The organism is Pseudoxanthomonas suwonensis (assembly GCF_000972865.1).
Taxonomy (GTDB): domain Bacteria; phylum Pseudomonadota; class Gammaproteobacteria; order Xanthomonadales; family Xanthomonadaceae; genus Pseudoxanthomonas; species Pseudoxanthomonas suwonensis_B.
The window spans coordinates 1,368,744-1,381,290 of the sequence record NZ_CP011144.1 but is presented as its reverse complement, the minus strand read 5'-3'; the positions used below and the strand labels follow the sequence as shown (position 1 = coordinate 1,381,290).

At 69.1% G+C, this 12,547-nt stretch carries 10 protein-coding genes; 5 read left to right on the top strand and 5 right to left on the bottom strand.

Features of this window, described 5'->3' with window-relative positions; genetic code table 11:
* Window positions 1-119: 119 nt before the first annotated feature.
* From WQ53_RS05845 to WQ53_RS05830, 4 genes are all read left to right on the top strand, one after another.
* The gene (locus tag WQ53_RS05845) at window positions 120-3,083 is read left to right on the top strand and encodes a TonB-dependent receptor (RefSeq protein ID WP_428992272.1); all 2,964 of its coding nucleotides are present in this window, start codon (window positions 120-122) and stop codon (window positions 3,081-3,083) included.
* Between the two features lie 133 nt (window positions 3,084-3,216).
* Entirely contained in the window at window positions 3,217-4,701 is a 1,485-nt protein-coding gene (locus WQ53_RS05840; protein WP_052631202.1) for an MFS transporter, read from the top strand.
* Window positions 4,702-4,724: 23 nt separating this feature from the next.
* On the top strand, window positions 4,725-5,759 hold the full coding sequence (locus WQ53_RS05835) for a glycoside hydrolase family 43 protein (RefSeq protein ID WP_052631201.1): 1,035 nt from the start codon (window positions 4,725-4,727) through the stop codon (window positions 5,757-5,759).
* Window positions 5,749-6,588, top strand: a complete 840-nt coding sequence (locus WQ53_RS05830; RefSeq protein WP_052631200.1) for an aldose 1-epimerase — start codon at window positions 5,749-5,751, stop codon at window positions 6,586-6,588. Before WQ53_RS05835 ends, WQ53_RS05830 begins: the two co-directional genes overlap by 11 nt.
* Before the next feature lie 194 nt (window positions 6,589-6,782).
* Here the strand turns inward: WQ53_RS05830 and WQ53_RS05825 are convergent, their stop codons facing one another.
* The 5 genes from WQ53_RS05825 to nirK all read right to left on the bottom strand — a co-directional run bounded on the left by WQ53_RS05825 (window position 6,783) and on the right by nirK (window position 10,139).
* Window positions 6,783-7,022: a hypothetical protein gene (locus WQ53_RS05825; RefSeq protein ID WP_052631199.1), complete on the bottom strand. Its 240-nt coding sequence runs from the start codon at window positions 7,020-7,022 to the stop codon at window positions 6,783-6,785.
* Window positions 7,023-7,114: 92 nt separating this feature from the next.
* Entirely contained in the window at window positions 7,115-7,570 is a 456-nt protein-coding gene (azu, locus tag WQ53_RS05820; protein ID WP_052631198.1) for an azurin, read from the bottom strand.
* Between the two features lie 46 nt (window positions 7,571-7,616).
* Window positions 7,617-8,231, bottom strand: a complete 615-nt coding sequence (locus WQ53_RS05815; protein ID WP_052631197.1) for an SCO family protein — start codon at window positions 8,229-8,231, stop codon at window positions 7,617-7,619.
* Window positions 8,228-9,040 (bottom strand): formylglycine-generating enzyme family protein, encoded by an 813-nt coding sequence (locus tag WQ53_RS05810; RefSeq protein ID WP_052631196.1) that lies wholly within the window; start codon window positions 9,038-9,040, stop codon window positions 8,228-8,230. Before WQ53_RS05810 ends, WQ53_RS05815 begins: the two co-directional genes overlap by 4 nt.
* Window positions 9,041-9,068: 28 nt before the next feature.
* Window positions 9,069-10,139 (bottom strand): copper-containing nitrite reductase, encoded by a 1,071-nt coding sequence (gene nirK / locus WQ53_RS05805; RefSeq protein WP_052631195.1) that lies wholly within the window; start codon window positions 10,137-10,139, stop codon window positions 9,069-9,071.
* Window positions 10,140-10,349: 210 nt separating this feature from the next.
* Between nirK and WQ53_RS05800 the strand changes: the two genes are divergently transcribed.
* Complete coding sequence (locus WQ53_RS05800; protein WP_052631194.1) at window positions 10,350-12,407, top strand: TonB-dependent copper receptor; 2,058 nt, start codon at window positions 10,350-10,352, stop codon at window positions 12,405-12,407.
* The last annotated feature ends 140 nt before the right edge of the window (window positions 12,408-12,547 follow it).

The window sequence follows — 12,547 nt, the reverse complement described above, 5'->3', positions numbered from 1 at the left end:
CGCGCCATCGTCCGCAGGGGATGGTTTAGGACGCGTCCAGCCAAACCTGCATCCGCGACGACAACCACCGTCGGCCATGTCGGCAGGCGGTTCATCACCAGAAACGGGAGGGGAGTACGGTGCACAAGCATCTCGCAAGAACCACGCTTTCGCGCGCATTGGGCGTGGCGATCCTCGGCATGGCCGCCTCGGCCACTGCCCAGGAACAGCCGGCGCCGCAGACGCAGGACCAGGCGCAGGCGGCGCCTGCCGAACAGGTCACCGAGCTGGACAGCGTGGTGGTCCGCGGTTTCCGCCGCAGCCTGCAGTATTCGACCGAAGCCAAGCGCGATGCGACCGGCTTCACCGACTCGATCTTCGCCGAGGACATCGGCAAGTTCCCGGACATGAACATCGCCGAGTCGCTGGCGCGCATCCCCGGCATCCAGCTGGCGCGTGACGTCAACGGCGAAGGCCTGAACGTGGCCATCCGCGGCCTGCCCAGCAGCTTCACCAAGACCCTGATCAACGGCGGCCAGGTCGCCACCGCGTCGATCGGCCTGGACGCGACCAACCAGAACCGCCAGGTCGACCTGAACATCTTCCCGACCGAGTTCTTCAACAAGCTGACGGTCTACAAGTCGCCTCAGGCCAGCCTGCCGGAAGGCGGCGCCGCCGGCGTGGTCAACATGCAGAACTCGCGGCCGTTCGACAATCCCGGCACGCACCTGACCTACTCGCTGCAGGGCTCGTACAACGACAACGCGCGCGAGGTCAATCCGACCGGTTCGCTCATCGGCAGCTGGACCAACGACGAGGGCACCCTCGGCGCGCTGGTCGGCCTGAGCTCGGTGCGAGGCAGCATCGGCGTGGTCGGCTACGAGACCATTGGCTGGACCAACCCCAACCTGACCAACGCGCAGTGCGGCAATGGCGGCCCCGCCGGCGGCTTCCCCGCCATGGGCACGCCCTGCAACATGACCGGCGGCAACGGCTGGCGCATCCCGGACAACGTGCCCAACAACCCGTCCACGATCGGCGCGGGCCTGACCCCGGGCACCCCGATCGACGCGGCCTGGCTGCTGGCCAACAACCCGGGCCTGACCACCGCGCAGATCGGCGAGGCGCTGATGCCGCGCCTGGGTCGTCCGGTGCACATGTCCGGCGATCGCAACCGCGACGCCTTCCTCGGCTCGTTCGAGTGGCGGCCCAACGACAGCGTGAACTTCTACCTGGATACGCTGTACACCAAGGCGCACCGCAGCAACGACCGCATCGACATGAACCTGATCGGCCGCAATGGCGGCATGATCCCGATCAACATGCAGCTGGACGCCAACAACGTCGTCACCAGCGCCACCTTCACCAACGCCCAGTTCTTCCTCGAGCACCGTCCGTACTTCGAGGACGTGCAGTACTGGCACGTGTCGCCGGGCGCTACCTTCTGGTTCGGCGACGACGCCGACATCAAGCTGGACCTGCGCGCCAACACCAGCCGCAGCTGGATGTTCCGCGAGTCGCCGACCATCCTGGTCAACTCGCCGTTCACCACGCTGGAGTACACCAACAACGGCAACATCCCGAGCTGGAACACCAGCCTCGACCTCAACGACCCGAACCTGGGCTGGACCTGGGCCGGCGGCGGTCGCGTCAACATCCAGAACGAGAAGCGCGTAACCACGACCAACAGCTTCCTGGCCGACCTGCAGTTCGGCGACGACCGCAGCAACGTCAAGTTCGGCGTGGCTTGGGACGAGAACCAGCGCCGCATCCAGGGCTTCGACAACAGCGGCGCCTGGGAAGACGTGGTCTGCCGCGGCCTGAATCCGGACGGCAGCGTGCCCGATCCGCGCCCGGGCTGCGTGGGCGGCCCGCTGGCGGCGGTGCCGAACTCGGCGCTGGCCGGCTACCTGCGTCCGGGCCCGCACGGCTTCATCGTCGTCGACTCCGATCGCTTCAAGCGTGATACCGACTATGCCCGCCTGCGCGACAACGCGCCGGAGTCCGGTGGCCCGAACACCGGCGGCGCGACCGGCGGCTTCCAGGAGGAAACGATCGCCGCCTACGTTGAGGTCAACGGCGAGTCCGAGATCTGGAACCGCAACCTGCGCTTCAACGCCGGCATGCGCTGGGTCGACACCGACCAGAACATCAGCGGCCCGGTCACCATCGGCGGCGTGCGCCAGTGGCAGACCCTGAGCGGCAACTACAGCGAGTGGCTGCCGTCGTTCAACCTGGCCTGGGACGTGGCCGACTCCGTCGTGCTGCGTCTGTCCGGTTCGCGGACCATGACCCGCCCGAACCCCAGCTCGATGCTGCCGGCCACCACCTTCACCGACCAGTCGGCGCAGGTGGCCAACCAGGGCAACCCGGACCTCACCCCGTACATCTCGACCAACTTCGATCTGGGCGGCGAGTGGTACACCGGCGACGAGGGCTTCGTCGGCCTGACGTTCTTCAACAAGCGCGTGGAGGGCTACACCTTCCAGGGTGTCACCACCCGTCCGTTCCTGAGCCTGGGCATCCCGTTCGAGGACCTGACCGACACCCAGCAGACCGCGATCAACAACCGCGGCGGCCCGAACGTGGCCACGGTGAACGTGAACCAGCAGGTCAACGCCGACGCCGAGCTCGAGGTCCGCGGCTGGGAAGCGATCTGGGTGCAGCCGCTGGACTTCCTGTTCAACGGTCTGGGCTTCATGGCCAACTACACCGACATCGCCATCAAGACGCTGGGCAAGGACAGGTCGGCCCTGGCCGGCAACGTCTACGGCGTCTCGCCGAAGATGTGGAACGCCACCACCTACTGGGAGAACGACTACGCCTCGGTGCGCTTGTCCTACAACTGGGCCCAGGGCGCTGTCGGCACCGGTCCGAACCAGCAGGGCATCCCGTTCGCGCAGATCTACGGCGACGACCGCGGCCAGCTGGACCTGTCGGCCTCGTACACCCTGCGCGCGGTGGCCGGTACGCCGCAGCTGACCTTCAACGTCATCAACATCACCAACGAGGAGCGGCGTTCCTACTTCGCCTTCCCGAACGCGGTCAACGATATGTACGATCCGGGCATCACGTACATGATCGGCATCCGCGGCAGCTTCTGATCCCGGGAGCCGGGTGATAGCAAAGCGTTAAGCAGCGGCCCGTCCCGGCGTCATGCGCCGGCCGGGCCGCTTCCTTGGGGACGGGCCCGCCGCACGTGGGCCCGCCTCCGCACAACCCGATGTCCGAGGGGCCATGAGCACATACCAGGAAAAACTCAGCGTCACCGAAAAGGTCGGCTACAGCCTTGGCGACCTGGCCGCCAACCTGATCTTCCAGACGCTGGTCACCTTCCTGGCGTTCTTCTATACCGACGTGTTCGGCATTCCTGCCGGCACTGCGGCCACGATCATCTTCGTGGTCGGCCTGGTTGGCGCATTCGTGTTCACCCCGCTGGTGGCGGTGCTGGCCGACCGCACCAATACCCGTTGGGGCAAGTTCCGGCCGTGGATCCTGTGGACCGCCGTCCCGTTCGGCGTGCTCACGCTGCTGGCCTTCAGCACCCCGGACCTGGGCCCGCAGGGCAAGGTCTTCTACGCGGCCGCGACCTACACGCTGCTGGTGCTGGTCTACGCCGCCAACAACCTGCCGTATGCGGCGCTCAGCGGCGTGCTGACCGGCAACATGGCCGATCGCAACAGCATGTCGTCCTACCGCTTCGTGGCGGTGATGATCGCGCAGTTCATCATCCAGGTGCTGCTGCTGCCGCTGGTGCTGATCCTCGGCGGCGGCGACAAGGTGCAGGGCTTCCACAACACGATGCTGCTGTTCGCGGCGGTCGGCACGGTGTTCCTGCTGGTCACTTTCTTCACCACGCGCGAGCGCATCGTTCCGGCGCAGGAGCAGAAGTCCAGCATCGCGCAGGACCTGGCCGACCTGGCCCGCAACCGCCCGTGGCTGGTGGTGCTGCTGGTGACCATCCTGGTGTTCATCGCCCTGGCGCTGAAGGGCGGCATGTACGTCTACTACTTCAAGTACTACCTGGACGAGGCGGCACTGGCCGCGTTCCTGCAGAACGTCGGCTTCAATTCCTTCATCGGCGGCCTCAATTCGGCGCTCACCGGCGTGGGGTTGACCGAGTTCCACTGGCCGGAGGATGCCCCGACCTCGGCCTTCAGTCTGTTCAGCGCTGGCGGCATCATCTTCATGATCATCGGCATCGGCTTTTCCAAGAAGCTGGCCGACCGTTTCGGCAAGCGCGACGTGTACGGTGTGGCGCTGGTCCTGGCGACGCTGTTCCTGCTGGCCTTCTACGTGTTTCCGCCGGACGCCATCGGCCTGGTGTTCGGGTCGCAGATCCTGCACGGCTTCTTCTACGGCATCACCGTCCCGCTGCTGTGGGCGATGGTCGCCGATGTGGCCGACTACTCCGAATGGAAGAACCATCGCCGCGCCACCGCGATCATCTTCTCGGCCATCCTGTGCGGCCTGAAGGTCGGCCTGAGCGTCGGCGGGGCCATGGTGGCCGGGATCCTGGCCTACTACGCCTACGTGCCGGGCGGCGCGACCCAGCCGCAGCAGGCCGTGGACGGCATCCGCCTGGCGGTCAGCCTGTACACCTCGCTGCCGTTCCTGGGCGCCGCCGCGCTGCTGTTCTTCTACGAGATCAACAAGCCCATGGAATCGCGGATCGAGCGCGAGCTGGGCGAGCGCCGGGCCCTGGCCGGGGCGGCGTCGTGAACCCAAGAGGAGCCGAGACGGCAATGGCAGCCCACCCCCCTACCGACGAGAAGACGCTGAGCGAGGACCTGCGGGACCTTGCCGAGCGCGCCATCTCCCAGCCGCTGGTCACCCACATCTACACCGCCGACCCGTCGGCGCACGTGTTCGACGGCAAGCTCTACGTCTACTGCTCGCACGACATCGAGGGCGGCGTCGCGTTCAACGACAACGGCGACCACTTCTGCATGGAGGACTACCACGTCCTGTCGATGGACTCGCCGCAGGGCGAGGCCAGCGACCGCGGCGTGGCGCTGCACGTGGACGACGTGCCGTGGGCCGAGCGGCAGATGTGGGCGCCGGACGCGGCCCACCGCAACGGCCACTATTACCTGTACTTCCCGGCCAAGGCCGCCGACGGCCTGTTCCGGATCGGCGTGGCGGTGGGCGAGCATCCGGCCGGGCCGTTCAAGGCGCAGCCGCAGCCGATCGCCGGCACCTATTCGATCGACCCGTCGGTGTTTGCCGACGACGACGGCGAGCAGTACCTGCTGTTCGGCGGCATCTGGGGCGGCCAGCTGCAGAAGTACCGCGACAACGCCTACGCCGCCGCGCACGAGGAGCCGGCCGACGACGAACCGGCGCTGGGGCCGCGCATCGCGCGGCTGCGGGCGGACATGCTGGAACTGGACGAGCCCACCCGCGAGTTGCAGATCCTGGACGAGCACGGCCAGCCGTTGCGCGCGCGCGACCACAACCGGCGCTATTTCGAGGGGCCGTGGCTGCACAAGTACGAGGGCCGCTATTACCTGTCGTACTCGACCGGCAACACCCACCTGCTGTGCTACGCGGTCGGCGACAACCCGTACGGCCCGTTCACCTACCAGGGCCAGGTGCTGCGGCCGGTGGTCGGCTGGACCACGCACCACTCGATCTGCGATTTCGAGGGCCGCTGGTACCTGTTCTATCACGACTCCCTGCTGTCGGGCGGGGTCACCCACCTGCGTTCGATCAAGGTCGCCGAGCTGCACCACGACGCGCAGGGTCGCATCGTTCCGATCGATCCGTATGGCGTCTGACTCCGGCGCCGGAGTCGCGGCGGGCGACCCGCAGGCGCCGTTGGCGCCCGGGCCGCTGCTGCGCATCGGCGACGGCGAGCTCGAGGTCGACCTGGCGCCACACGCCGGCGGCCGCATCGCCCAGATCCGCTACCGCGGCGTCGACCAGCTGGTCGGTCCCGACGATGGTTTCCCGGCCGCCATCGCCTGGGGCAGCTATCCGATGCTGCCGTGGGCCGGGCGCATCCGCCGCGGACGCTTCGCGTTCGAAGGCCGCGAGTGGCAGCTGCCGGCCAACCTCGAGGGCCATGCCATCCACGGCGTGTCGATGTGGCTGCCGTGGCAGGTGGAGGCGCGCAACGCGCGCAGCATCGAGCTGGCGCTGCGGCTCCCGCAGGACCGGCGCTGGCCGTTCGGCGGCAGCGCGCTGCAGTGGATCGAGGCCGGACCGCAGCACCTGGCGATGACCCTGTCGGTGCGGGCCGGGGAGCGGGCGATGCCGGTGGTGCTGGGCTGGCATCCGTGGTTCCGCAAGCCCGAGCGCATCGAGTTCCATCCTTCGGCGATCTACCCGCGCGATGCCGACGGGATCGCCTGCCTGCCGACCGTGGCGCCGACACCGGGGCCATGGGACGACTGCTTCGTCAACACCCGGGACGTGGTCGTGCACCGCGCCGGCCAGCGCCTGCGCCTGTCCTCGGACTGCGACCACTGGGTGGTCTACGACGAGACCGCGCACTCGACCTGCATCGAGCCGCAGACCGGCCCGGCCGATGCGTTCAACCTGGCCCCGCGCGTGCTGGAGCCCGGTGAATCGCTGCAGGCCTGGTTCCGGATGGAGTGGGACTAGGCCGGATCGGCGTCAACTGCGTGCGTATAGCCGCACCTGGCAGTGAATTACTCAACCTGCCCGTCGTCCCGGCGAAAGCCGGGACCCAGCGACTTGACGCTTTGCCGCGCAGATCGGCGTGGCGACAAAGGCACTGGGTCCGGGGTGACCAGACATTCGTCTGTGAGAAGTACGCCGGGACGAGGGTACGGGGATCAGCCGCTGCAACCGCCGCAGCAGACCGAGGGCTGCAGCTCGATGTCGCGCTGCGCGACCGGATGGCCGACGGCGGCCAGCACCCCGGCCAGTTCCGCCGGTTGCGCCAGGGTGGATACGCGCAACACGCCCGAGTCGGCATCCAGGTCGACCAGGCCGGCCGGATCCAGGTCCAGCAGCCGGCGTTTGATCGCCTCGACCTCGACCCGCGGGCCGGCGATGCGGATGTGGAATTCCATGGGTTCTCCTTGGCGGATCCGGCCGACTACGAAGGTCGGCGGGAAATGTTAGCGGCGCCGGCGCGATCCGCGCCGGCGCCCGGTGCACCGCGTTACTTGGTCACGACCAGCTTGCCCTTCATCAGGGTCGAGTGGCCGGGAAAGCTGCAGAAGAAGCTGTAGTCGCCGCCGGCGGTGAGCTTCTTGCCGGGGACGGTGACCTTGGTCTTCTCGCCGCCACCGATCAACGGGGTAGCCGCGATCACCCGGGCGTCATCCTTGGGCACGTAGGCGTTGGCCGCGCCGGCCTTGATCGCGTCGCGGGCGACGCCGGCCAGGTCGGGCGTGGTGGTCACGACCACGTTGTGGCCCATCGCGGCGGCCGGCAGCTTGCCGGTGTGGACCAGCTCGATGGTGATGGTGGTGCAGCTGGCCGAGACCGTGGCTTCCTTCAGGTCGAACTTCATCGCGTCGTCGCCCTTGAGCGAAACGGTGCAGTTGGCGGCGGCGTGGGCCATGCCGGCGGCGCCGAACAGGGCGATGGCGAGCAGGGTGGGGGCGAGTTTCATGGAATGCTCCTTGGGTGTTGCGTGCGTGGATCGGGGTGGATGGGAGTCAGTCCGCGGCCAGCGCCGTGCGGACCTGTTGCAGGAAGGCCGGATCGGGTGCGGCGCCGACCACCTCGGAACGGGCCAGCACGCGCCCGTCGGGGTCGAGCAGCACCAGCATGCTGGTGTGGTTGACGCTGCCGTCCTCGCGGAAGCGGTAGCGCACGTCCAGCACGCTGGCCAGGGCGCGGACGTCGTCCGGCGCCGGGCGCAGGAAGCGCCAGTCGGCCGGCACGCGGTGGCGCTGCGCCACCGCGGCCAGGGACTCGGGCGTGTCGCGGGCCGGGTCCAGGGTGAGGATGGCCACGCCCAGGCGTTCGCGCTCGGCCGCCGGCAGCTGCTTCTGCAGTGCCTTGGCGTTCTCGAGGATCAGCGGGCACATCAGGTGGCAGTTGACGTAGAACATCGACACCAGCTGCGGCCGGCCGCGCAGCGCGGCCCACTGCAGGGCCTGGCCGTGCTGGTCGGTGAGGCCGGCGCGCAGGTGGTACAGCGACTCACCGGGCAGTACCTGCGCCGGGGCGGCGGGCACGCCGGCCGCTTGCGCGTCACCGATGGCAGTGCCCGAGAGACACAGGCCCAGGCCCAAGGCGAGCAGCAGGGGAGTGAGGGAGATATTCATGGCTGGCTCCTTGCGCAGCGGAAACCGAGGTTGCCCAGGGTGGCCCCGGGCTGCAGCGCCGACAGCAGGACGAAGCGCTTGACCACGCCGTAGTCGGCGGGATCGTTGAAGGCCAGCGCGGTGGCGCCGCAGTAGCGCAGGGCCTGGCCGTCGTCCTGGCCGCGGCGGTCGCCGTCGCCCAGCAGCGAGGAGAAGTCCTCGATCCATTCCCAGTGGGCGCCGTGCAGGCCGTGGATGCCATGGACGTTCGCGACGGCGTCGGGACGCGCGTCGGGCGCGCGCGGAGTGCCGTCGTCGACCTGGCGCATGCGCCATTGCCGGTCGTGCCGCGCGTCGCGGCGGGTGGCGTCGGCGGCGGCCGCGTATTCCCATTCGATGAAGCTCGGCAGGCGCGCCTGCTGCTCGCGGCAATAGGCGTCGGCGGCGTACCAGTTCACATGCACCACCGGCGCATCCGGATCCAGGCCCGCGCCCGGCGCATCGGCCGCCGCCCAGTGGCCGATGTAGCCCGGGCTGGCGAACACCGCCGGCACCCGGTCGCGCCGCCACTGCGGCTGGCGCTGCAGGAACGCGGCGAACTGCGCGTTGCTCACCGGCCGGGCCATCAATGCGTAGGAGGCCACCGGCACGGTGCCAGCGGCCTCCTCGAAACGCACCGCGGAACGGAACTCCCCGCCGGGGACCGCCTGCCAGGCGGCCGCGCCGTTTTCCTGGCCGTCCTCGTGGCCGCCGGCGCCGGCCAGCGCCGGTGCCAGGGCCAGGAGCAGGGCGATCGCCGGGAGCGACAGCGGGGGAAGGTTCCGTTCCATGTGCGGGGTCGTGCTGCTGACTTGCTGCCTACTTGTACTGGCTGCCCTGCGGCACGCCTTCCGGGTACTCGACGTCGTGCTGCTGGCCGGTGTAGATGCCGTGGTTCTCCTCGCCGTCGACCTTGAGGATGCCCAGCGCGCCCTTGTGGAAGGCGCGGAAGATGCTGTGGTCGACCAGCACGAAGTTGCCCGGCACGTCGGCCTTGAACTCCACTACGGCCGAGCCACCGGCCGGCACCAGCGTGGTCTGCACGTTCTCCTGGTACTTGGTGCCGCCCTCGACGTAGACCTTGTCGAAGATCTCGCCGATGACGTGGAAGCTGGACACCAGGTTCGGGCCGCCGTTGCCGACGTACATGCGGATCTTCTCGCCGGCCTTGGCTTCCAGCGCGTTGTCGCCGGTCAGCGCGCCGACCGAGCCGTTGAACACCACGTAGGTCGGCTTCTCGTCGATGCCCTTTTCCAGGCTGAAGGGTTGCAGGCCGGGTTCGCCGTGCTCGCCCTCGGTGTAGAAGTCGCCCTGCATGACGTAGAACTCCTTGTCCACCTTCTCCATGCCCTCGGCGGGCTCGACCAGGATCAGGCCGTACATGCCGTTGGCCACGTGCATGGCCACCGGGGCCATGGCGCAGTGGTAGACGTAGAGGCCCGGGTTGAGCGCCTTGAAGGTGAACTGGGTCTCGCGGCCGGGCAGGGTGAAGGTGGCCTCGGCGCCGCCGCCCTGGCCGGTCACGGCGTGCAGGTCGATGTTGTGGGCCATGTGCGAGCTGTGGTGGTTCTTGAGCTTGAACTCCACCGTGTCGCCCTCGCGCACGCGGATGAAGCTGCCCGGCACCGTGCCGCCGAAGGTCCAGAAGTTGTAGGTGACGCCGTCGGCCAGGCGCATGTCCTTCTCGACCATCTCCAGGTCGACGACGACGTGCGCCGGAGTCTTGCGCGTGATCGGGGCCGGCACGTGCGGCGGCGCGGTCAGGACCGCCTGGATCTTCTCCAGCGGCGCGGCGGCCGTGGCCTTGGCGGCGACGGCCTGGCCGGCGAACGCCGCGGCGATCGCGCCGGCCAGGGCGCAGGCGAACAGGGGGTGGTGATGGGTCTTCATGACGCTCTCTCTTGGGGTCGTTGGTCTACGGCGCCAAGGGTGCGGTCCGCGCGGCCCGCGCACATTGATCTGCATCAAGCCGGAGGTGGTTGCATGCATCGGTTTGACATGGGTCAAGCGCCCCCCGGAAAGGACGTTTTGTCCAATTCCCGCGCGCGCGCACCTGCCCACAATGACGGCGACCCAACGACGAAAAGAAGAGAACGCGCCGTGAGAAAGACCCTGCTTGCCTGCGCCCTGGCCGGCGCCCTCGCCGCCCCGCCACCTGCGGTGGCGGCTCCCGAGCACGTGCATGCCGCGGCGGACGCGGCGGTCACCACGCTCGACGGCGTGGTCGTGCTGGGCGTGGCGCCGATTGCCGCCAGCACCTTCATCACCGACCCGAAGCTGCCGCGCCAGCCGGTCCCGGCCAGCGACGGCGCCGACTACCTCAAGACCATCCCTGGCTTCTCCACCGTGCGCAGTGGCGGCACCAACGGCGACCCGGTGCTGCGCGGCATGTTCGGCTCGCGCATCGCGCTGCTGACCAACGACGGCGCGCTCAGCGGCGCCTGCCCCTCGCGCATGGACAACGCCATGTCCTACATCGCCCCGGAGACCTACGACCGGCTGACCGTCATCAAGGGCCCGCAGACGGTGCTGTGGGGCGGCGGCGCCTCGGCCGGCACGGTGCGCTTCGAGCGCGAGATCCCGTATTTCGACCGCCCTGGCGTGCGTGCGCAGGGCAGCGTGCTGGCCGGCAGCCACGGCCGCAACGACCAGGTGCTCGACGCCAGCGCCGGCACGCCGCGCGGCTACGTACGGCTGGCGGCCAACCGTTCCGAGGCCGACGACTACCGCGACGGCAACGGCGAACCGGTGCCCTCGGCCTGGGACAAGTGGAACGCCGACGCGGCGCTGGGCTGGACGCCGGACCCGGACACCGTGCTCGAACTCAGCGCCGGGGCCGGCGACGCCGAAGCGCGCTATGCCGGGCGCGGCATGGACGGCTCGCGCTTCCGCCGCGACAGCCTGGGCCTGCGTTTCGAGAAGAAGCACATCGGCGGCGTGCTCGATGCGGTCACCGGCAACCTGTACCGCAACCAGGTCGACCACGTGATGGACAACTACACGCTGCGCGACCCCGACCCGGCCGGCGGCATGCCGATGCCGATGGCCAGCAATGTAGGCGACACCAGCCAGGGTGGGCGCGTGGCCGCCACCTGGCAGCAGGACCGCCTGGAACTGACCGCCGGCATCGACGGACGCCAGAGCGAGCACCGCAAGCGCAGCGCCAGCGGCCGTGGCAACTACCGCAACATGCCCTGGACCGAGGATGCGCGCTTCCGCAACGTCGGCGCGTTCGCCGAGTCGCACTGGCACCTGAGTGACCTGCACCACGTGATGTCCGGCCTGCGCGTGGACCGCGCCAGCGTCGACGACCTGCGCACCGATACCGGCGGCATGATGCCGATGCCCAATCCCACCGCTGGCCAGCGCCGCGCCGAGACCCTGGCCGGCGGCTTCGTCCGCTACGAGCACGACATGGCCGGCGCGCTGGGCTGGTATGCCGGCCTCGGCCACGCCGAGCGCATGCCCGACTACTGGGAGTTGTTCTCGCCCAGCCGCGGCCCGGCTGGCGCGGCCAACGCCTTCGCCGGCGTGCGGCCCGAGCGCACCACCCAGCTGGACGCGGGCCTGCAGTTCCGCCGCGGCGACCTCGAGGGCTGGGCCTCGGTGTACGCCGGGCGCATCGACGACTACATCCTGTTCGACTACCTGGCCGGTGGGATGATGGGTACCACCACCCGCGCGCGCAACGTCGACGCGGACATCGCCGGCGGCGAGATGGGTGTGGACTGGAAGCCGCGCGACGGACTGAAACTGTCGGGCGTGCTGGCCTACGCCTGGGGCGAGACCGACGAGGGCCCGCTGCCGCAGATGCCGCCGCTGGAGGCACGACTGTCGGCCAGCGGCGAGCGCGCGGCGTGGTCGTGGGGCGCGCTGCTGCACCTGGTCGATTCGCAGCACCGGGTCAGCACCGGGCAGGGCAACGTGGTCGGCCGCGACCTGGGGCCGAGCGCGGGCTTCGCGGTGTTCTCGCTCAACGGCGGCTACCGCTTCGGCGACAGGCTGCAATTGACTGCCGGCATCGACAACCTGTTCGACCGTGCCTACAGCGAGCACCTGAACCTGGGCGGCAACAGCGCCTTCGGCTATCCGGCCGAACCGGAGCGGATCGGCGAGCCCGGGCGCACGGCGTGGATGAAGCTCAACTTCAGCTATTGAACCAGTGCGATGGCTGCCGCACCCATGGCGCCAATGAACCAGCCCCAGAAACCTCCCGTCGTCCCGGCGAACGCCGGGACCCAGTGACCTTGTTGTTCGACGTTATCGGACCGCGAGCGAAAGACGCTGGGTCCCGGCTT